The organism is Pyxidicoccus trucidator (genome assembly GCF_010894435.1).
GTDB classification, from domain to species: domain Bacteria; phylum Myxococcota; class Myxococcia; order Myxococcales; family Myxococcaceae; genus Myxococcus; species Myxococcus trucidator.
Genome location: NZ_JAAIXZ010000014.1, coordinates 140,201 through 161,713, shown reverse-complemented (window position 1 = coordinate 161,713; position 21,513 = coordinate 140,201). Strand labels below are relative to the sequence as shown.

The window sequence follows — 21,513 nt, the reverse complement described above, 5'->3', positions numbered from 1 at the left end:
TCGTAACGAGCCTGTGGATAACGTCTGGGACTGATTCATGGGGGAGCGCCAACGGCTCCACGCGCGACGCTAACACGACCGCCCTTCGATGAACGCGGCTCTCACATGAGGATATCCTGTGCGAGCCGGGTGGCAGGATTCGCATGAGGAGGGGATGCCATGAGCAAGGAGAGCCACGCTGTCGATGGTGATGCCGCACGACAGCCTCAAGTGGAGCCGCTTCCCGATGAGACTCCCCTATCAGCCGATCCACCACAGGCCATGAGGACGGTGAGCCAGGTACCCACTCCTGACCAGGGGCTCGCCTGGGAACCCGCCGGATGGAGCCGGAACGAGCCCTCGCCCCAAGGTGCAACACTGCTTCCTTCCCGCTACAAGGAACTGGGGCTGCTCGGCCAGGGAGGAATGGGCGAAGTCCGGCGCGTCCACGATGCGTTTCTCGGCCGCACCGTGGCCATGAAGTTGCTGCGCCCCGACGTCACCATCCATGCCGAGAGCATGGCGCGCTTCATCGAGGAGGCCCAGGCCACCGCGCAGCTCCAGCATCCGGGCATTGTGCCTGTCCACGACCTGGGCCGCCTTCAAGATGGTCGCTGGTACTTCACTCTCAAGGAGATCTCCGGACGCACGCTGAGCTCCGTGATCACCGAGGTCCATGAGGCAATCTCCCAAGGCCGCTCGGAGGCATCAGCTTCGGGATGGACGTTCCGCAGGCTGATCGAATCGTTCCATCGCGTTTGTGAAACGGTCGCCTACGCCCACACACGCGGTGTGCTGCACCGCGACCTCAAGCCGTCGAACGTGATGGTCGGTGCCTTTGGCGAAGTGTTGGTCCTTGATTGGGGACTGGCCAAGGTCCGGGAGTCGTCGGCCTCCGGCGGTGGCGGCACGCCCCTGGGTACCATCCGCTCCCAGGAAACCGCGCTGGAAACCCAGGTCGGCCAGATCATGGGAACCCCCGCCTACATGTCCCCTGAGCAGGCCCGAGGCGAGCCTCTCGGTCCTTCGTCCGATGTCTATTCGCTGGGAGCCATCCTCTACCAGATCCTCTCTGGCCGCCCACCCTATGAAGGGCACGACGCGCTCGCGGTGGTGCGCAAGGTCCTGCTGGGCGCCCCTGCGCCACCTGTTCGCCGTCAGGCTGAAGTCTTCGAGGAGGAGACGGCGGAGTGCCTCAATGAGCTGTCACCCAATCGCTCACTGGAATTGGAGGAGGCGAGCCTTCCCATGACGATGGAGGGTGAATCGGCGCCTGCGGAGCTGGTGGCGCTGTGCATGCAGGCGATGAGACGCCAGCCCGCGGAACGCCCAGTGGACGCGAATGAGCTGGCGCGCTCCGTGGAGGCGTGGCTCGCCGGAGAACAACGCAGGGCGGAAGCACTGAGGCTCGTCGCACGTTCGGAGGCGATGGAGCCCGAGCTCGCTTCCCTGCGCGCCCGCGTGGCCTCGCTTCGCGAAGAAGCCCGAGGCCTGAGGCAGAACGTCGCCGGACATGGGCCGGTGGAGAGCAAGCTGCCCTCCTGGGAAAAGGAAGATGCCGCCGAGGAGCTTGTCCGACGGCACGACCTGCTGGTGCTCCAATACGTGCAGACCCTGAGCTCGGCGCTCAACCACGCCCCACACCTGGCGGCCGCGCACGAGCGCCTGGCCGACCACTATCGTGCCGAGCACATGGCCGCCGAGGAGACCCGGGACACGCGGGCCGCGACCCGCTTCGAGGAGCTCCTGCGCCTGCACGATGTGTCGGGCCGCAGCGCGCCCTACTTGAAAGGCGATGGCGCGCTGTCCCTGTGGACCGACCCACCGGGAGCCGAGGTTGAGCTCCACCGCTACGTCCTGCGGTCCCGGCGGCTCGTCACCGAGCCGGTGCGAATCCTCGGCCGAACGCCTTTGAACCGCGTCACCCTTCCCATGGGCAGCTACCTGCTGGTGTTGCGTGCCGAGGGCCGGGTTCCGGTGCGCTACCCCATCCGAATCCTGCGTCAGCAGCACTGGGATGGCATCCGTCCGGGCGGACATGAGCCCCTGCCCATCCACCTTCCGCTTCCGCACGAACTGGGTCCCGACGACCTCTATGTGCCTTCAGGGTGGTTCACGGGAGGGGGAGACCCGCTGGCGGGTGGTTCGCCGATGCCACTGCGGAGCTGCTGGGTGGACGGCTTCGTCATGCGCCGTTTCCCCGTCACCAACGCCGAGTATCTCGCCTTCCTCAATGGGCTGCTGGATGAGGGGCGAGAAGCAGAAGCCCTTCAATGGGCGCCCCGGGACCGGGCGCTCCGCCCAGAGGAACCTGGCGGCCTGCTCTGCTCGCGCGACGAGCACGGGCGATTCAAGCTGACCCAGGACATCAATGGAGAAACCTGGAGCCTGGATGGGCCCGTGGTCATGGTGGACTGGCACGGCGCGGCGGCATTCACCCGCTGGACGGCCGCACGAACAGGGCTCCCCTGGCGACTGCCGGGAGAGCTGGAATGGGAGAAGGCAGCACGCGGCGTCGATGGGCGCGCCTACCCCTGGGGGGACTTCCTCGATCCGACCTGGTGCAACATGCGTGAGAGCCGCCCGGGTCTGCCTCGCATCGAACCCGTTGACACCTTTCCTGCGGACGAGAGCCCCTACTTCGTCCGGGGCCTTTCCGGCAATGTCGCGGACTGGTGCCTCGACTCCTTCCGCGCCGAAGGCCCAGAACTGCAAGACGGGCGCTATGTGCTCGAGGCGCCCGGTGGCAGCCCCGCCGTGGTCATCCCGCGCGGCGGCAACTGGTACATGGACGCCACGCTCCTGCGTGTCGCCGCACGCATTGAAACCCAACCCGTCACCCGGGACTGGAGCATCGGCCTACGGCTGGCGCGTGGCGCGCCGGGTGCCGCCCCGCGTTGACCTGAGGACACTTCGCGATGAGGACTCCGGGCGCAAGGGGATCAGAATTGCGCCCTTCACGAAACCGCTGAGCGCATCCGCGTCCCAGGCCCCCATCCAGAGCTCGGCCACCCAGCGCTGGTTCATGTCCGGCTCTCGCCCCAGCAACGCTGGAACGCGGGAGCCCTTCTGGCCATCGAGCTCCACGCGGCGAATCTCCACCACGTTCAAGAAGAGCAGCCTCCGTTCGGTGAACTGGGAAGCCCCATTCTTCCGGGGCTCGGTGACCTCCAGTTCCTGGATGCGCTTGCGCAATGCGCACTGCTCGACCGCGTTGCCACTCTTCGCCAGGTCCACCCGCAGCTGCTCGAGTCGCCGTCTACGCCATGCAAGAGGATCCTGCACGCCTGCCTGGGCTGCGAAGAGGTGGCACTCGAAGAACTTCACGACCTGCAGCCGCCGCTTGGCCTGGTCCTGTTTATAGGTATCGAAATCGGGCAGTTTCGCCCGCAGCAGCTCTCCCTGGCCGGGGAGGGACACCTGGAGATCAAAGGGCATGATGGGCTCATAGGCCTCTTCGATGAGGATGCCATTGGCCGCGTCGAACACCGGTTTGCCGAGCAGATCGACCCGGGCTCCCACCAGGGGGTGGTTGAACGGCAGAGCCACCCCATCGACGAGCACCGAACGGACGGCCACGCCCACCTGAGGCGCATGGGAACGGGGATCCACCGGGTCGTTGAAGCGGATGATCCTGTCGAGATCCAGCTCGTTCGCGAGGGCGAACGTGTATCCCGAGACGCCCCGAGGTTCGTCCGCGGGATCGGGGTTGGTGGGAAGCCGGCACTGGAACCAACCGTCGAACAAGAGCGTGAGCATGACCTGTCACTTCTCCTTGAGTCTCACGCCCAGGTCCCTGGCGAGGCAGTCCAGATTCTGATGGACGTAGTTCATCCTCTCGAGAACGCCCGTGCGTCCGCACATCTTCTTCGACCGCTCGGCCAGGTTCGTCAGCCGTTCCTGGAAGATGGCCCACGCGGCCTTGGTGTTGTGGATCAGCGGTATGCGGCTGTCGATCTCGAAGGAGGCACCCGCCATCCACTTTCCATCCTCCGAGGCCGGCAGCTCCGTGAGCACTTCGCCCAGCGGACGGATGACCATCGTCATGATGGACCTGAGCGCGGTATCGCGGAGCACGATGAACTGCTTGGAGCTGTCCCGGCCCGCATCCGCATACAGGCGGACCAGCATCATCAGCATCGTCTCGTAGGCGTAGTTAAGCAGGAGGGCCACGTCTCTGGCCTCGTGCTGTTCGATGAAGGCAGCGCCTTCACGGGACAGGTCCTCGCGCGCCTGTGGATTGGAGCGCACGGGTCGAGCAGGGGTGAAAGCAGGCCCATGGGTCGCTTGCATCTGGATGAGTTCTTTCCGCGTCTGCAGGAGAAGCGCATGGTGGCCGCCTTCCTTCAGGGTCCCTTCCCCCTGCTTCTGGACGAACTGGATTGCCCCCCTTGCTGACTTGAGGTCCTTGATCTTCGGGAAGAACATGTCGTGGACGACCTGGCTGGTGGGGTAGTTGAAGCTCTCGTTGGTAATCTGTCCCTCGCCCCGGTTGACCAGGAGCTGGTTGGGTTTCGTCCCGGCAAGGAGCCCCAGTCCTACGTCAATCTTCTCGTAGAGGTCGGCGACGCTGTCGTAGCCAAGCAGCGGACGGCTGAAGCCGGCGTCCAGTGCCACCTTCGTGTGGAGTGGCTGCTGGCACCCCTTCCTGCGTGCTTCAATCGGCACCACAGTCCCGGGCTTGGCCTCCTTCAGGAACTCACACTGTCGGGCGGCGGTGAGCTCCCGGTTGTCGATGCGGATCAACTCGTCATCCGGGAGCAGTTCCTCCCCTTCGAAGCGAGTACCGGGCTCCACGGCGCAGATACTGACAGCCCCGGTATGCCGATCCTGCCTGACCTTCAGCGCCGGCCGAGGGAGCGGCACCGTCGGCTGTGGTGCGCCATCACTGTCCGAGTCACGAGGTCGCTCCACGAGGATGAACCGGTCGAGAGCCTCCTCGTTGAAGGGCAGCAGGTCGAACCTCTGATCGGGCATGAAGAGCGGCGCTGGCATCGGGAAGTTCGGCCGCTCCAGATGCGGTGCTCCTCCGACGACGCTGAGCAGGTTGCAGACGACCCCCAGGTGCACCATCTCCTGGCGGGCGAGCAGCAACAGGCGGCTCTTCCACTCGCGCACGCACTCCCAGGCGACGGCGTCACCTGGCCATTCCTCCTTGCGGGCCTTCAGCGAGAAGGCCGCGAAGAGGTACTGGCAGCAGAGCGTGTGCTCCAGCTCCGCGGCATCGTAGAGCGCGGTGACGAGCTGCTCGCGCTTCGTGATGGTCTCGGTCGGTGCCATGGTCATTCGTCCTCAGCCGAGGGCAGCACTCAGCCCGAGGCGCAGCACCATCTCGCTATCGACGTTGGGCTGCTCTCGGGGGGGGACGTAGAGCGTCCAGATCAGCTCCGCGTGCGTCCCCAGATCGGACAGGGGCACTCGGGTCAGCGTGGGCTCCTGGATGGGCAGCTGGGGGCTCTGGTAGCAGACCACCTCATGGCTCGTGCCGTAGTGGCTTCCAAGGACCTCCGCGAGGATCTGGATGCGTGCGCGGTCACAACCCTCGGGGCGGAAATTCCGCTCGCCAATCATGTGGACCTGCCACAGGACGAGCGGCACGGATGGATCGAACCGGCGTCGGCGAAGGAGGAAGTCCGTCGCTTCGTAGCTCTGACATCCGTGGGTCGCGGGGTCCACCCCGAGGTCCGCGAACAGGCAGTCCTCGGTGGAGATGCCTGGCAGCATGGTGGCCTCGTACCCCTTCGCACGAGCGAGTCGGATGGACTCGTGCGTCGGCCAGGCGAACACGCCTGGGTGCCCGTAGGCCGCAAGGCACACCAGCAACCCCTCCTCCACGGCTGCCACGGTGCGCTGGATCATCGCCCGGTAGGTCTCCAGGCGGCTCTTGCCCTCGGCATAGAGCCCCACGAGCGACTCCGCTCGCGGATTGAGCTCCCGGAGCAGTGCCTCGCTCACTGGATCGCACACGACATGGAACACCTTGTCGGCGCACCGGACCCAGTAGGCGGCTTCGGGGGTCAGGTGAGCACCGGTCCGGATCCCGGTCCCCACCACCACCAGCCTTCCCCCAGGAGTTGAATGCGAAGTCGGGTTGGCGATCATGGTCGCTCGCTCAGGCGCCGGAACCCTGGGAGTTGCCGCCCTTCTGGAAGGCGACGAGCAGCGGACCCTCCAACTGCCTGCCGAGCGCGTTTTCGACCTCGGTGATGATGCCTCGGGTCAGCAGCTCCCTATCGTGGGCCTCCAAGTCCACGGACTTGAGAAAGGCACTGGAGTCCGCCATGAAGCTCGCCTTCAACTGCTCGCTCCGGGCTAGGGCGTTGATGAACTCGGGGAGCGTCACCCGCAGATTTTCGTAGATGATGATCAACACCTTGTTGCCGAGCTTCTGCGAGATGGCCTTCCAGTTGTTGTCGAGCAACAACTGCTTGTCCTCGGAAGCAAGCGCCACATTCTCGAGTGCATGGGCGCGGAACTTCTTGAACATCTCTTCCTTCATGGGGTCCTGCGAAACCTCGATGAGATAGTCCAGCAGCGTCATGACGTTTCCGCCTCCGAGAACAGGCCCCCACGACCGAGGGCTTCGTTCGTGAGCATGAGCAAGCACTGGACCACCGGGCTTTCTTGAGCGCATTCGACCGACCCGCATGGCGCCGTCGTCGCAACCCCCCAGATTCCATGGGTCCGCAGGCGATGCCCGTGCCACGGGGCGCTCCCTCGGGGAGCCGCGCGAGACAACCGGGCAACACCGCCGCGACAGCCTGCCTGGCATTCGCACGACACCTCCACGACATCCCATGCAATTGATGGATGCGGCGCGGCGGCGGACTCTCGGATAGGGTGCCGCGCCCGTGGCCCTCGCTATCTTCCTGTTTACCTACGTCTTCATCGCCGGGGCCCGTCTTCCGTTCCTGAAGCTGGACCGGCCCGGCGGCGCGCTGCTCGGCGCCGTGCTCATGGTGGTCTTCGGCGTCGTCACACCCGCCGAGGTCTTCAACCACAGCGAGAATTCCGCCCGGCACGCCATCGACGGGGACACCATCGTCCTGCTGCTCGGGATGATGCTGCTGGCCGCCTACCTGTCGCAGGCGGCCTTCTTCCGCACCGCCGGAGCCTGGGCCGTGCGCAAGGCCCACACGCCCCGGCTGTTGCTGGTGGCCGTCACCTTCATCTCCGCGGTGCTGTCGGCCTTCCTCGTCAACGACACCGTGTGCCTGATGCTCACGCCGCTGGTGCTCGCCACGGTGGAGGACGCGCGCCTGCCGCCCGTTCCCTACCTGCTCGCGGTGTGCATGGGCAGCAACAGCGGCTCGGTGGCGACGTTTACCGGCAACCCGCAGAACATGCTCATCCAGGGTGCCTCGGGCCTGTCCTACGCCAGCTTCGCCGCGTACATGGCCCTGCCTGCGCTGATCTCCACCGCCATCGTCACCGGCGCGCTCGTCTATATCTTCCGGTACGACCTGCCCACGAAGCGCTTCGAGGCGCACCCTCCCCCGCCTCCGGTGGACCGGGGATTATTGGCACTCACCCTGGCCGTGCTCGTCGGAGTCGTGGCGGCCTTCTTCGCCGGCCTGCCCATGAGCTGGAGCGCCCTGGCCGGCGCCGCCCTGGTCATGGCCCTGTCCCGCCGCGAGCCGCGCGAGGCGCTGGAGCGCGTGGACTGGGTGCTGCTCCTCTTCTTCGCCAGCCTCTTCGTCGTCGTCTACGGCGTGAACAAGCACGGCTGGGCCGAGGACATCCGCGCGCTGTTCTCGCCCCTCATGGCCGGCCCGCCCTGGCGCGAGACGCTCGGCTTCGCGGGGCTGACGCTGGTGGCGTCCAACCTCTTCAGCAACGTGCCCTTCGTCATGCTCGCGCGCACGTGGGTGCCCACGCTGCAGAACGTCGAGCTGGGCTGGCACGTGCTCGCGCTGGGCTCCACGCTGGCCGGCAACCTCACGCTGGTGGGCAGCGTGGCCAACCTCATCGTCTTCGAGGCCGCGCGCGGGAAGGTGAACATGACCTTCCTCGCCTACCTGCGCGTGGGGGTGCCCGTCACCCTGGTCAGCTTCGTCGTCGGGCTGGCCGTGCTCCTCGCGGAGCACGCGCTGTTCTGAGCGCGAAAGCGGGCTACTCCGGGTCCGGGTCCGGCAGCTCCCCGGCGGGCAGTTCCTGCTCGGGAGGCTGCGACGGCGAGGGCTGGTCGGCAACGCCGGGCACCGAGTCCGGCGCGGCGGTGGTGGGCATGTCCGGCAGCGGCGGGCCGCCCCGACGGTCCTTCGGGGTGAGGTCCTTCACGAAGACCTCGGCCACCTCGTCCAGCATCTTCGTCAGCGCCTGGCGGAACAGGTCCGGGTTCTTTCCCACCTTGAAGGGGTCCAGGTGCTCGGCCTTCGCGGACACCTGGTCCACCTCGAACGGGCGCCGCCACACCTCCGAGCGCCCATCCAGCGTGAACATGCGCCCGTACCCGCGCACGTAGGCGCCGGCGCGGCCGTCCTGGCTGCGCATGCCGTACTCCTGGACGACGAACTCGACGATGGTGTCCGCGCCCAGCGGAGTGACCAGGTCATAGTCCGGCGCGTTGGCGGGCACCTCCTCCACGAGGAAGCTCTCCAGGACCGAGGCCACGCGGGCCGGGTCCACCACGCGCGTCCACGGGTACTCGCGCGGAAGCTGGGTCAGCGTGTTGACGCGGATGCGCTCGGAGATTTCAAAGCGCGTCACGGCCTGCTGCAGCTTCACCGTGAGCCGCCGGTCCGCCTCCACCGGCTCCAGCTTCTTGAGCTTGCCGCCGTACGCCGAGTCTTCGCGGAACACGAGGCTCTTGGGCCCCGCGCCTTCCTCGATGCGGGAGATGAAGGCGGGCCGCCGCACGCGGTCCAGGTCCGCGCCGGCCAGCCGCTGGGACGCACAACCGCTGGCGAGTACCAGCACGAGAGGCAGAAGGAGGCACCGTGTCATTCACCCGCAGTTGTATCGCAAGTTCCGCCTTCATGCTCCTACCCGGCCGTACCCTCACCCTTTGGGGCTCCCCGTCGTCGTCCACTGGTATGCTCCGCCGCCGTGAGTACGCCTACCCCGCCCCCTGTTTCCCTCCCTGGTCGCAAGCGCCGGCTCGGGGAGATTCTCATGGACGCCGGCCTGCTGACGGAGACGGAGCTTCGCTCCGCCCTCGCGGAGCAACGCAAGTGGGGCGGCAAGCTGGGGCTCACCCTGGTGCAGATGGGCTTCGTGGACGAGAACTCCATGGTCCACGCCCTCTCCCGGCAGCTCGCCATTCCCACGGTCGACCTGGAGGCCCACACGCCCTCCCCCGTGGCCCTCCAGGCGGTCCGCGCGGACATCGCCGAGCGCTACACCGTCTTCCCCACCGCCGCGGACCCGCTCAACAAGGTGCTCACCGTCGCCACGGCCGACCCCACCAACGTGGAGTCCCTCCAGGAGCTGGCCTTCCACACCGGCCAGCGCATTCAAGTGGTCGTCGCGGCCGCGTCGTCCATCGAGCGCGCCATCCGCCGCAACTACCATGGGGAAGTCACCTCTCCCACGGCCACCCCGCTCACGTTCGGCATGGACGAGCCCACCTTCGAGCTCGCCCCGCCCTCCGAGTCGGAGCCCCTCATCGTCACCGGGCGCGCGACGGCGCACCCCACGCCCGCGCCGCGTGAGAGCGAGCTGCTCCAGCGCGTCGACGACCTCTCGCAGCAGGTGGCCAGCCTGGAGCGCATGGTGGCGCAGCAGGCCCGCTCGCTGCGCGCGATGCTGGAGCTGCTGGAGACGCGGGGCCTGGTGACTCGCGACGACTACCTCGCGAAGGTCCGCTGACGCCGGAGGCCCTGCGCCTCACACCAGGATGAGATCCTCGTCGCCCTCCGCCAGGTCACCCTCGGAGGCCTCGCCCAGCACGCGCTGGGTGCGGCGCAGGCGCTCGTCGCTGAGCTCGGAGATGAGCACCAGGATCTGAGGGTGGCTGGAGATGAGCGCGTCGAAGTCCGCGCGCGGCAGCCGCAGCAGCGTGGTGTGCCGGGCGGCCGACACCGTCGCGGTGGCGGGCGTCTTCTGCAGCAGGGAGATCTCCCCGAACAGGTCACCCTCCTTCAGCCGCGTCAGCAGGTGGCCGTCCTTGCTCACCTCGACCTCGCCGGACAGCACCACGTAGAGGCCGTCCGTCTGGTCGCCGTCGCGGATGATGACGTCGTCGCGCTCGACGTCGCGCGCGCGAAAGCGCTCCACCAGCGTGCGCCGGTCCTTCCGGTTGAAGGGCCGGAACAGCGCCGAGGTGTTCATCACGTTGGTCAGCAGCCGCTGCCGGCAGAACTTCTTGAGGGCCTGGGCCACCAGCGGGTAGCTGCGGGACAGCTCGGCGAGCACCGGCGCGGAGATCTCCAGGAGCTGCGTGTCCTCGGACGCACCCTCGACGGAGGCCGTGCGCGCCGCGCCGGACAGCAGCGCCATCTCACCGAAGCACGCGCCGCCCTCCAGCGTGGCGAGGTCCTGGCGCTGGCCGCCCTCCGTCCGGAAGACGCGCACGGTGCCTTCGCAGATGACGTAGAAGGCGTCGCCGTGAGAGCCCTGCTCGATGATGCGCTCCCCCGGGCCGAAGCGGCGCAGCGGGCAGCGCTCGAAGAGCTCGATGAACGCGTCGCGCGGCAGGTCCGAGAACAGCGGGACGGTGGGCAGCTCTTCCACCGAGCGCCCGTCGGAGGCGACCTCCTCGGTGAGGCTGTAGACCTCTTCCTCGTCCGCGACGGGCGAGGCGGACATGGCGGCGCGCTGGCTCAAGCCCGCCTGGGCGGCGAGCTCCACCGCGTGCAGCAGCGAGTCGCCCTCCAGCTCCAATTCCGTGAAGGAGGACACCGCCGAGGCGCGAAGCGACGCCCCGAGCTCCGGGGACAGCTCGCGGAGCGGAAGCGCGGTGGCGCCAGCGGGAGGCAGCGGCTCGGCGCGGCGGGGGCGCAGGCCCGGGGGTGCAGAGGATGCGGGGGCCACGGACTCCGCGGGAACAGGCGTCGCGGAGCTCGGGGGGGCCGCGGCGCTTGAATCCGCGATGGGCGACGAGAGTGCCTGCCACTTTCCGCTGGGCGTCCGCACCGGAGGCAGCGCCTCGGCCAGGGGCGTGTTGACGGGAGGCGGAGGCGACTGGAGCGCGGCCGGCACGGCCACCCGCTGCGACGCGCGAGGCTGGAGGCCCGGTGGCAACGAGGTCGACGCGGGACGGGCTGCCTCCTGCGCGCGGACCGTTTCCTGCGCGCGGGCCGCAACCGCCGGGGGAACCGGTACCTCGGCGGGCGCGGAGGCAGGCGCCGAAGCCGCCATCGGAGCGCTGGAGTCCGTCTCCTCTGAGAGCCCCTGGCCCTCCACGACGGGCTCCGCCTCTTCCACGACCACGCCCATGAAAATGGGCTCATCACCCTCCGGCGCCGCCGGGCGCGCCTCTGCCCCATCATCGGGCACGAGGTACGAAAGCCCGACGCTCACGGAGTGGAGGACCTCCTCCTCCGCCCCCGCCGAAGCCCCCGGAGCCGCATCGACGGACAGCGACAGCTCCGCGGGAAGCTCGGAGGACAGGTCCACCGGCGTACCCCCGGCGACCAGCGACTCCGGAGGCTCGACGTCGACATCCAGGTTGATCTCCGCCACGGCCGCCCGGACCGCGTCGGGCAGGCGGGACTTCGCGACGGGCTCCGGGGCCGGAGCCTCGGCGAAGGCGCTGCCCATGGGGCCACGAGCCCTCGCCCCGGCCGGCGCCGCCCGCCGCGCGTACAGGTCCGCGAGCATCTGCTGCACGCCACGGTGCGCGGGGTCCAACTCCAGGATCAGCTTGCTCGCGGCAATGGCGCGCGGGAGGAACCCCTCCTTCGCGAAGCCCTCGGCGGCGGACTGGTACGCGGAGATGGCCCTGTCGCGTTGACCCGCCTTGACCCACGCGTCGCCCGTGCGCAGGCGCGACTGGTGGTCCTTCGGGTCGGCCCGGCAGTACTCCTCGTACAGCTCCGCGGCTTTGGAGAAGCGGCCCTTGGTGAAGGCTTCGGTGGCCTTGTCCTTGAGCTTGCGCAGCTCCATTAACGGGCCCCCTCGGCGGCGGTGCCATCCCGGGTCAGTGCCGCTCCCGCCGACTCACGCACGGTGCGGAAGTAGTCCCCCTTCAGCGCATCCAGCGACTCGGCCTGCGCGGGGGTGCCAATCTTCTTCAGCGCCGAAGCCGCGGCGGCGCGAATCTCCGGCAGGTCGTGGAACAAGTCTCGCGCCACCACCTCGGCGGCCTGCGTGTCGCCAATGGCCCCGAGCGCCAGCAGCACGTCCCGCCGCGCGACACTGTTCGGCTCGTCCAGCGCCTTGATGAGCGTGGGCACGGCGTCCTTCGCCTGCATCCGGCCTAGCAGCGCCGCGGCGAAGGCCGCTTCCGGGCCCCCCTCTCGCACCACCGTCTGGAGAACGGCCGACGCGGAGGCCGGCACGCTCCCGCCGCGCGTGAGCGCGTCCAGCACCAGCAGCTTCTCGCTGCCCATCTTCGGCAGCAGCTCCACCAGCGCGGCCTGCCCCACCTCACCCGCCTCCGCCAGCGCCTGGGCCAGCGTCTTCTGCAGGTCGCGCTCGGGCTCCAGCAGCCCCGTCTTCGCCACCGCGACGCCCTCCGGCCCCAGCCGCGCCAGCCCCACCAGCGAGGCCACGCGAAGGGCAGCGCTCGAATCCTGGGTGTAGCCCTTGAGCAGCTCCAACGCGCCCGGTGCCTTCAGGGTCCCCAGCGCGCGCAGCAGCGTGGCCAGCGGCGCGAGGCGCTCCGTCTCCACGTCGTCGTACAGCTCGGTGGGCACGCGGTGCTGCACCATCGTCTGGCCGGACTCCCGCGCGCGCGTCGCGTTGAGCGCCTTGACGCGTTCCAGGAGCGTCGCGTGCTTCACGGCCCGGTCCTCGGTACCCGGGGCGGCGGCGTGGACGTGACGGGGCTCGGCGGACGCGGCGGACGGGTCGAAGCCCTCGCCGTAGCGCTCCGGCAGCGGCTGCGTCACCCAGTCCGCGCGGAGGGACGCCAGCCCCTGCACCTCCTGCTCGTACAGCTTCTGCAGCGCGGGGACGACGGAGGCATCTCCCACCGCGGCCACCGCCTCGACCGCGAGCAACCGCAGCGACGCGTCAGGCTGGTTCAACCACGGCGTCACCCGGCCCAGCAGCGGCAGCGCCGCGGGTCCGAGTCCCATCACCGCCTGAAGTCCGCTGGCGGCCGTGGCTGGGCGCGCCAGCCGCTCTCCAATGGGGTCCACCGGGCAGCCGCCCCGCGAGCGCATGCTCCGGCCCGCGGCCAGCGCCTCGGAGGAAGCGCCGTCCATGATGACGGCGCACAGGGCCGCATCCGTCTGCGGCGAGCGGGGGAAGGCCAGGATGGCGTCGATGGCCAGCGGGCTCACCGCGCTCTTCTCCGCCGCCACCGCCTGAAGGCGCGGCGCGACGGCCGGGTCCTGCAGCTTCATCAGCGCGCTGATGGCGGCCTCGCGCAGCTCCGGGAAGCTCTCGTCCAGCAGCAGGGCGATGGGCCCCACCGCCCGCTTGTCTCCGGCGTCACCCAGGCCGCGCACCGCGGCGGCGGCGAGGATGACCTGGCTGTCGCGCACCAGCGGGAGCAGCCGGTTCACGGCCTCCGGACGCCCGCTCTTGCCCAGCTCCTCGGCGGCGCCCACGCGCTCGGGCAGCACGCCCTCGGTGAGGGCCAGGAGGTTCCGGTCCCACTGGGCCTTGGCCTCGGCGGCGACCACCTCCGCCATGGCGCCGGGGACGTTGGCGTTCTTCAGTGCCTGGACGATGACCTGCCGTGTGGCGCGGCCCCGCCGCCCGTACTGGAGCGTGAGGTAAGCCTTGGCCTTGTCGTTCTTCACCTTGGAGAGCGCCATGGCGGCGCGGCCCTGGACGTCCTCGTCGGAGTCCTCGAGCAGCTCACCGAGCAGGTCCACCACGCGGGGGTCCTGGCTCTCGCCGAGCGCCACGGCGGCCTCGGCGCGGACGATGGCGGCCAGGTCCTTGGCCGCGCGGGTGAAGAGGACGAGGTCGTCCGCATTGCCCTGGTCGGCCAGCTTCTTCACCGCGAGGGCACGGACCTCCGGGCGAGGACTCTGGAGATCGGCGAGCAGCTGGTCCCGGCTGCCATTGCAGCCGAGGACCAGTGCCAGGATGAGGAGGTAGGGGCGCGCGCCGGATCGCATCGTTCTCCGCTAGGGAAACGGTGGAAAAGTCGCTGCCGGTTATATCAACGAGCCCCTCCGCCCGCCCAATCCAACGGGTGTGACTTCAGCGGGGACGGCGGGGACCCCGCGGAGGGGGCCGGCCTGCTCCCCCTCGAGGTCCCCCACTGGAGAAGCGAGGCGACGCGCCCCGCTCCTTGAATCCCCCGGACTTCCCGCCCTCGCCCCTCTCGTCGGAGGGGCCACGGCGAGCGCCTGCCCGGACGACCCGCTCACTGGGGTTGCCGCGCGCGTCGGTCGGGCTCCACTCCTTGCGCTCGGGACGGCTGCCTGCCCCCCGAGCACCCGCGCCGAATCCGGGGCGACCCGGGCCACCGCGACCCCGAGGTGCACCACCCTCGGCGCCTCGCGGCGAGAACTCCCGGCGCTCCGGACGGCCCGCGCCACGCGGCCCGCCCGAGGCTCCACCCCGGGGGCTGAACTCGCGACGCTCGGGACGCCCGGCACCCCGGGGGCCGCCTGAAGCACCACCCCGGGGGCTGAACTCGCGACGCTCGGGACGCCCGGCGCCACGGGGGCCGCCTGAAGCGCCAGCCCGGGGGCTGAACTCGCGACGCTCGGGACGCCCGGCGCCACGGGGGCCGCCAGCAGCGCCAGCCCGGGGGCTGAATTCACGACGCTCGGGACGGGCACCGCGAGGGGCACCGCCCTCGTCACCGCCACCCCAGGTCTTGCGCGCGGGGCGGCCTTCGCTCCGCTCCGGACGGCCAGCGCCAGCGCCGGACTCGCGACGCTCGGGGCGACCCGCCCCGCCGACGCCATATCCACGCGCACGCGGCCGGGACTCGCCACCCGCGCCACCCTCCGGACGACCGGCGGCACCGGCACCGAAGCTACGGGCCCGCGGCCGGTCCTCACCACCGGCGCCACGGCTCCGGGGCGCTGCGCCCTCGTCGCCACCGGCGCCCCACGTCTTGCGCACCGGACGGCCCTCGCCCCGAGGTGCCGCGCCCTCATCGCCACCGGCGCCCCACGTCTTGCGCACCGGACGGCTTGCAGCAGCGCCACGCTCCACCGAGGCGTAGCCACGGCCACGCGACGTGTCCTCGCCACCCGCGCCGGAGCTACGGCCACGCGGCTTGTCCTCACCGCCAGCGCTACGCTCCGGACGACCCGCACCGAAGCTACGGCCACGCGGCTTGTCGTCACCACCCGCGCCGAAGCTGCGGCCACGCGGCTTGTCGTCACCACCGGCACCGAAGCTACGGCCACGCGGCTTGTCGTCACCACCCGCGCCGAAGCGACCACGCGGCTTGTCCTCGCCACCGGCGCCAAAGCTACGGCCACGAGGCTTGTCGTCACCACCGGCGCCGAAGCGGCCACGCGGCTTGTCCTCGCCACCCGCACCGAAGCTGCGGCCACGAGGCTTGTCCTCGCCGCCAGCGCCGAAGCGGCCACGCGGCTTGTCCTCACCACTCGCACCGAAACTGCGACGCGGCTTGTCCTCGCCACCCGCACCGAAGCGGCCACGCGGCTTGTCCTCACCGCCAGCGCTACGCTCCGGGCGACCCGCACCGAAGCTGCGGCCACGAGGCTTGTCCTCGCCACCCGCACCGAAGCTGCGACGCGGCTTGTCCTCACCGCCAGCGCTACGCTCCGGGCGACCCGCACCGAAGCTGCGGCCACGAGGCTTGTCCTCGCCACCCGCACCGAAACTGCGACGCGGCTTGTCTTCGCCACCGGCGCCCCACTCCTTGCGCACCGGACGACCGGCGCCAGCGGCACGGCCCCGAGGAGCACCGTCCGCGTCGCCACCGCCCCACGCCTTGCGCGGAGGACGCGCCTCGTCCCCACTGCCAGTGCGGCCGACGCGGGCCTTGCCCGTGCCACCCTCGGCAGCGGGCTTCCGCTCGCGCTTCTCGGGACGCGAATCCATCGCGCGAGCGGCCTTGGCCGCGACCACCATGGTCTTCGACGCCTTGCGAGGCGCGGGCGCCTCATCGTCCATCGACAGCTCGTCCTCGTCCCCGTCGAAGCCCGGAGCCGCGCGGCCATGCCGGCGCGGAGGCAGCTTCAGCTCCACCGCCGCGGGCTGCGCGCGTCCCTCGGACACCGCGCCCAGCTGCTCCACCTCGGACTTCTTCAGCGCGCGCAGCTCACCCGGCCGCATTCCCTCCACGCCGATGCCCGCGTAGGCCGGCCGGAACAGGCGCACCACCGGGTGGCCCACCGCCGCGCACAGGCGCTTGATGAGGTGCGGCCGCCCTTCCGCCACGACAATCTTCAGCCACGTGTTCCGCTCGGCCGCCTCGAACACGTCCACGGACAGCGGCGTGGCCATGCCGTCCTCCAGCCGCACACCGCCGCGCAGCTTGTCCAGCGTGGCCGCATCCGGGACGCCCTTCACCTTCGCCAGGTACATGCGCGGCACCTGGAAGCTGGGGTGCGTCAGCTTGTGCGCCAGCGCCCCATCATCCGTGAACAGCAGCGCGCCCTCGGCGTCGTAGTCCAGCCGTCCCACGGGGAACAGGCGCTTGCCCGTCTCTTCCACGTAGTTGCCCACCGTGGGCCGGCCCTGCGGATCCGACAGCGTCGTCACGACGCCAATCGGCTTGTAGAGCAGGTAGTAGGAGGACGTGTCCGGCGGCGTCACCAGCGTCCCGTCCACCGCGACCAGGTCCGTTCCCGGCTCTACCCGGCTGCCCAGCTCCGTCACCGTCTCGTTGTTCACCGTCACACGGCCTGCGGTGATGAGCTCTTCTGCGTGCCGGCGCGAAGCCACTCCCGCGCGGGCCAGATACTTCTGCAATCTTTCGGCAGCCATCCTTGCCTTCTTCCGTCATGCCCGTCACTCGGGCTTGGGCCCCTCTTCGCCCATCACGGGCTTCGGGGGCGTGTCCAGGACGCTGGAGCTGACCTTCTGTGTCCGGTCAGCGGCCTCCATGGCCTGCTCCAGCTCCTCTAGCGCGGCCTCGCTTGCCGCCGCGCTCTTCTCCATCCGCTTCGTAAAACCCGGGTCCGCCAGGGTGTCCACGGTCCCCGCCGCAGCCGGCGCCGGCTGCGTCTCCTTCTCTACGATTTCCCGGTGCTCCTGCGTCAGCTCGTGGAACTCACGAAGCGTCGGCAGGGCCGAGAGGTCCTTCAGGGCGAAGAACTCCAGGAACTCGCGCGAGGTGCCGTAGAGGATGGGACGCCCCACCTCTTCGCGCTTGCCCAGGATCTTCACCAGCTTGCGGTCCATCAGTGCCTTGAGGACCGCGCCGCAGTCCACGCCGCGGATGTCTTCAATCTCCGGCCGGGTCACCGGCTGCCGGTACGCGATGATGGCCAGCGTCTCCACCGCCGCGCGCGTCAGCCGCTGCGGCTTCACCCGCAGGTAGCGCCGCACGTACTCACCCGAGTGCGGGTCCGTCCGGAACTGCCACCCGCCCGCCACCTCGTGCAGCACGATGCCGCTGATGCCGTCGCGGTGGATGCCGGACAGCTGGTTGATGGCCTCGGCGATGAGCTCCCGGTCGATGCCCGTCGCCATGTACAGCTCTTCCACCGACAGTGGCCGCTCCGCGACGAAGAGCACGCTCTCGATGACGGTGCGGATGCGGTCCGGAGACAGCTTCCGGCTCTTCGAGATGAGCTTCTCGAAGGACGTCTCCAAATCGGGAGTGACGTCGTCGTCCGAGTCCTCTTCAATCGCGGCGGCTTCCACCTCGTCCAGCTCGTCCGCATCGCCGGGGCCGGTGACGGAGGCAATCTCGTCCTCGGAGAACGGGCCGGGGCCGCCGGGCGTGCCAGGGGCAGGAGTCTCGTCCTCGGGGCCGTTGCTACCGATAGTCACTTTCGTCGACCTCCGTGGGGGCCAGCTTCTCCAGGGCATCCCCGTTGGGAAGGAGCAGGATGGGCCCCATCGCCTCCTCCTGTACCACCCGGATGAGCCGCCGTTTCACCATTTCGAGGATGGCCAGGAAGGTGATGACGATCTCCTGGCGCGTGGGCGTGTCCTGCTCGGTGAACAGGCTGTCGAAGAGGACCTGTCCATGCGGCCGCAGGCGCTCGACGATTCGGAGGATGGCCTCGGACAGCGTCACCCGCTCGCGCACCACCTCGTGCTGCAGCTTGGGCTGCAGGCGCTCCAGCACCCGGTCCAGGGCCTCCACCAGCTTGAGGACGCTGAACTCCTGGAGCCCCACCTCCTCCTCGGGGATGGGCACCGCCTCCACCGGCACGTTGCGGGTGAAGACGTCACGGCCGAGCAGGTCCTGCGTCGCGAGCTGCTCCGCCGAGTCCTTGTACTTCTGGTACTCGAGCAGCCGCCGCACCAGCTCCGCGCGCGGGTCTTCCGCCTCCTCGGCCGCCGCCAGCGCCTCCGCGCCCTCCTGCACCGCCGCGGCGTCCTGCCGGGGCAGCAGCATGCGGGACTTCAGGTGGGCCAGCGTGGAGGCCATCACCAGGAACTCCCCGGCGATGTCCAGGTTGATCTCCCGCATCCGCTCCAGGTGCTGAAGGTACTTCTCGGTGATCAGCGCCAGGGGGATGTCGAAGATGTCGACCCGGTGCTCCTTGATGAGGTGGAGCAACAGGTCGAGCGGCCCCTCGAAATTGGGCAGCGCAACGCGGAAGGAGTCGCCCGGGGTACGGGGCAGCTCCCCCTCACGTAGGGCCTCGTCGGCCGGTGCGTGCCGTTCCTCACTCACCGGATGTCCTTGGCTGCCCTCGAAGGTGTGGGAAACGGCTCGTCATCGCGTAAAGGCCCGACTTTGCTTGGCCTGGGGCGCGAGTCGGGGGGACACACCTCCTTAGCAGTGCCCCCCAGGAGGGTCAAACAATCGGCAGTGAAAGCCCGTTCAGTCACTCCACCTCAGGGGATGCCCACCGCGCGGCGGACCTGCTCCATCAGCCGGGTGGCTTCCTGGCGGGCGCGGTTGGCGCCGTCCTGGAGGATGCTCTCCACCCCGGCCGGGTCGGCTACCAGCTCGGCGTACCGCTGGCGGGCCGGGCCGAAGGTCGCATGGTAGGCCTCCAGCAGCTTCTTCTTGTACTCGCCGTAGCCCTTCCCTCCCGCCTTCCAGCTGGCGTCCACGTCGCGGAACTCGGCCTCGGGGAGCATCAGCTTGAGCAGGTCATAGAGCGGAGCGTCGCTGACCAGCCCGGGCGTCGAGGGCGGCTGCTGGGGCACCGGCTTGGGCGCATCGACGGGGGTGGAGTCCGTCTTGATGGACATGATGCGCTTCTTGATTTCCTTCTCGTCCCCGAACAGGTCGATGGTGTTCCCGTAGGACTTGGACATCTTCTGTCCGTCGATGCCGGGCACCACGGCGGTGGACTCCTGGAGGCGCGCGGCGGGCAGCTTGATGATGCCGGGCGTGTGGCCCCGCTCCTTGCCCTCCGGGTCCGCCGGGTCGTAGCCGGGCACATACTGCGCGTTGAACTTCACCGCCCAGTCGCGCGCGAATTCAATGTGCTGCACCTGGTCCTTCCCCACCGGGACGATGTCCGCGCTGTAGAGGAGGATGTCGGCCGCCATCAGCACCGGGTAGGCGAAGAGGCCGAAGTCCGGGCTGATGCCCTTGGCGATCTTGTCCTTGTAGCTGGTGGCGCGCTCCAGGTTCGCCAGCGGCGTCACGGTGCCGAGAATCCAGTACAGCTCCAGCACCTCGCGCACGTCGCTCTGCCGGAAGAGGATGGCCTTCTTCGGATCCAACCCCAGCGCCAGGTAGGCCACGGCCGCGTCGCGCGTCATCTCCAGCGAGACCTTCGGATCCCGCAGGCTGGTGAGCGAGTGGTAGTTGGCGATGAAGTAGTACGACTCGCCCTCGTCCTGCAGCTGCACGAACTGGCGGAGCGCACCGTAGTAGTTGCCGATGTGCAGCTTTCCGGACGACTGGACGCCTGAGAGAATCCGCATGTCGGTTCCGACTCGAGTGACGGGTGGTGGACGCGGCTGGTTCGCACACCCGCCGCGCCCCTGCAACCTTCCGTTGAGGCTGCGGCGCTTCCGTCGACTGGTGGAAACCCGCACCCTCTCTCCCTGAAAATTTGCGACGAGCCAGGAAATCCCAAGGAAATCCGGGCACTTGCGGTTGAACAGGGGGCGGGTAAGACGCTACCCTGGCGGCACCACCTGCGAGCACGCGCAGCCCACCTCGTGAAGCACCTCGGGAGGACGCACCTCAATGGAGTCATTCAACGGAAGTCTCGCCAGCTATCGCCTGCAGATGGTGATGCCGCCGCTCTTCACCGCGCCCGGAGTGGAGGGCACGCTGCGGGTGGAGCGAGGGGCGGTGCGGCGGTGCTTCCAGGTGAAGGACGGCTGCCTGGTGGGCGAGAGCTCGAATGACCCGCGCGAGCACCTGGCGCAGGTGCTGGTGAATCTGCGCATCCTCGACGCGCCCCGGGCCGCGGCGGCCTTCGAGGCGGCAGAGGGCGCGGGCATCCCCTACGGCACCTTCCTGGTGCAGCGCTGCTTCGTGGAGCTGCCCCGGCTCATCGAGGCCCTGGAGCACAAGGCCCGCGAGGCCCTCTTCGACTGCTACGCCTGGGAGTCGGGCGAGGTGGAGTTCACCCCCGGGCTGCCGTCCTTCGGGCGGGCGGTGGGACTGAAGCTGCCCCTGTCCACGCTGCACCGGGACGCGGTGTCACGGCTGCGCGAGTGGGCGGTGTTCCGGGACATCTTCCCCCGGCAGGACGTGACGTTCCGCGTGTTCCGCGAGTTCGCGGTGGAGACGTTCTCCGAGGAGGAGGACGTGCAGCTGGACCTCGCGTCGAGCGGGGCCACGCTGGCGGAGATGCTGGCGAACGCGAAGGAGGGGCCGCTGTTCGCCGCGCGCTGGGTGCTGCACCTTTACCGGCGCGGGGCGCTGGCGCCGCAGCGGCCCAAGGGCCCCCGGCTGGGCGAGGCCGCGGAATTGGCGGAGCTGCTGAACCTGGTGAAGCGCTTCCTGGAGACGGGGAAGTACGACCACGCGGTGGCCCTGGCGGCGCAGGTGCTGGAGCGCGGCCCGGTGCCGGAGGCCCACGCGCTGTACCGCGAGGCGGAGGTGCGGCTGACGCTGGCGCTCAGCGACGAGCTGTTCGCGCTGGACGGGCGACTCGTCTTCGAGCCGATTCCCCGCCCCACCCCGCCGGACCTGACGGCGGATGACCTGTACCTGTACTCGAAGCTGCGGGGCAGCCGGAGCATCCGGCAGGCGCTGCGCACGGCGGCCATGGGCGAGCTGGCCGCGTCGCGCTCGGTGCACCGGCTGATGGCGTCCGGGCTCATCCACGTGGCCCCCCTGCCCGGCAGCGAGCGGGCCGCCTCACCCCGCCGCGCGAGCACGGACCCCTTCGGGATTCCGACGGTGGGCGTGGGGACCTGAGCCCCGCCTGACGGGTGAAA

Annotated in this window: 15 protein-coding genes; 4 read left to right on the top strand and 11 right to left on the bottom strand. The window is 69.5% G+C overall.

All coding sequences use genetic code 11. From position 1 onward, the window contains the following. Positions 1–159: 159 nt before the first annotated feature. Entirely contained in the window at positions 160–2,880 is a 2,721-nt protein-coding gene (locus G4D85_RS33360) for a bifunctional serine/threonine-protein kinase/formylglycine-generating enzyme family protein (protein WP_164018110.1), read from the top strand. On the opposite strand, the gene G4D85_RS33355 is transcribed toward G4D85_RS33360, so the two are convergent. The 4 genes from G4D85_RS33355 to G4D85_RS33340 are packed head-to-tail and all read right to left on the bottom strand — an operon-like array spanning position 2,839 to position 6,520. Beyond that, a complete protein-coding gene (locus G4D85_RS33355) occupies positions 2,839–3,738 on the bottom strand; it encodes a hypothetical protein (protein ID WP_164018109.1) in 900 nt (299 codons plus the stop codon). The two genes, G4D85_RS33360 and G4D85_RS33355, sit on opposite strands and share 42 nt — an antisense overlap. A gap of 6 nt (positions 3,739–3,744) precedes the next feature. Next, the gene (locus G4D85_RS33350; protein WP_164018108.1) at positions 3,745–5,259 is read right to left on the bottom strand and encodes a ferritin-like domain-containing protein; all 1,515 of its coding nucleotides are present in this window, start codon (positions 5,257–5,259) and stop codon (positions 3,745–3,747) included. Positions 5,260–5,271: 12 nt separating this feature from the next. Next, positions 5,272–6,081: an SAM-dependent methyltransferase gene (locus tag G4D85_RS33345; RefSeq protein ID WP_164018107.1), complete on the bottom strand. Its 810-nt coding sequence runs from the start codon at positions 6,079–6,081 to the stop codon at positions 5,272–5,274. A 10-nt stretch (positions 6,082–6,091) separates the two neighbouring features. Then, positions 6,092–6,520 (bottom strand): hypothetical protein, encoded by a 429-nt coding sequence (locus G4D85_RS33340; protein WP_164018106.1) that lies wholly within the window; start codon positions 6,518–6,520, stop codon positions 6,092–6,094. A gap of 310 nt (positions 6,521–6,830) precedes the next feature. On the opposite strand from G4D85_RS33340, the gene G4D85_RS33335 reads away from it, so the two are divergent. Next, positions 6,831–8,078, top strand: coding sequence for an ArsB/NhaD family transporter (locus tag G4D85_RS33335; RefSeq protein ID WP_164018105.1), 1,248 nt, complete (start codon positions 6,831–6,833; stop codon positions 8,076–8,078). A 13-nt stretch (positions 8,079–8,091) separates the two neighbouring features. On the opposite strand, the gene G4D85_RS33330 is transcribed toward G4D85_RS33335, so the two are convergent. Further along, positions 8,092–8,925: a hypothetical protein gene (locus G4D85_RS33330; protein ID WP_205525820.1), complete on the bottom strand. Its 834-nt coding sequence runs from the start codon at positions 8,923–8,925 to the stop codon at positions 8,092–8,094. Between the two features lie 168 nt (positions 8,926–9,093). Here G4D85_RS33330 and G4D85_RS33325 point away from each other — a divergent pair, with 168 nt between their 5' ends. After that, the gene (locus G4D85_RS33325; RefSeq protein ID WP_164018104.1) at positions 9,094–9,789 is read left to right on the top strand and encodes a GspE/PulE/PilB domain-containing protein; all 696 of its coding nucleotides are present in this window, start codon (positions 9,094–9,096) and stop codon (positions 9,787–9,789) included. A gap of 18 nt (positions 9,790–9,807) precedes the next feature. On the opposite strand, the gene G4D85_RS33320 is transcribed toward G4D85_RS33325, so the two are convergent. The 6 genes from G4D85_RS33320 to trpS form a co-directional block, all read right to left on the bottom strand. Further along, complete coding sequence (locus G4D85_RS33320) at positions 9,808–12,027, bottom strand: cyclic nucleotide-binding domain-containing protein (protein WP_164018103.1); 2,220 nt, start codon at positions 12,025–12,027, stop codon at positions 9,808–9,810. After that, positions 12,027–14,159, bottom strand: a complete 2,133-nt coding sequence (locus tag G4D85_RS33315; protein WP_164018102.1) for a HEAT repeat domain-containing protein — start codon at positions 14,157–14,159, stop codon at positions 12,027–12,029. Before G4D85_RS33315 ends, G4D85_RS33320 begins: the two co-directional genes overlap by 1 nt. A gap of 85 nt (positions 14,160–14,244) precedes the next feature. Continuing rightward, positions 14,245–16,962: a pseudouridine synthase gene (locus G4D85_RS33310; RefSeq protein WP_164018101.1), complete on the bottom strand. Its 2,718-nt coding sequence runs from the start codon at positions 16,960–16,962 to the stop codon at positions 14,245–14,247. A 24-nt stretch (positions 16,963–16,986) separates the two neighbouring features. Continuing rightward, positions 16,987–17,973, bottom strand: a complete 987-nt coding sequence (gene scpB, locus G4D85_RS33305; protein WP_164018100.1) for an SMC-Scp complex subunit ScpB — start codon at positions 17,971–17,973, stop codon at positions 16,987–16,989. Further along, positions 17,960–18,829: a segregation and condensation protein A gene (locus G4D85_RS33300; protein ID WP_164018099.1), complete on the bottom strand. Its 870-nt coding sequence runs from the start codon at positions 18,827–18,829 to the stop codon at positions 17,960–17,962. Before G4D85_RS33300 ends, scpB begins: the two co-directional genes overlap by 14 nt. 164 nt (positions 18,830–18,993) lie before the next feature. Further along, complete coding sequence (gene trpS / locus G4D85_RS33295) at positions 18,994–20,040, bottom strand: tryptophan--tRNA ligase (protein WP_164018098.1); 1,047 nt, start codon at positions 20,038–20,040, stop codon at positions 18,994–18,996. Positions 20,041–20,308: 268 nt separating this feature from the next. Here trpS and G4D85_RS33290 point away from each other — a divergent pair, with 268 nt between their 5' ends. Then, positions 20,309–21,493: a DUF4388 domain-containing protein gene (locus tag G4D85_RS33290; RefSeq protein ID WP_164018097.1), complete on the top strand. Its 1,185-nt coding sequence runs from the start codon at positions 20,309–20,311 to the stop codon at positions 21,491–21,493. Positions 21,494–21,513: the final 20 nt, after the last annotated feature.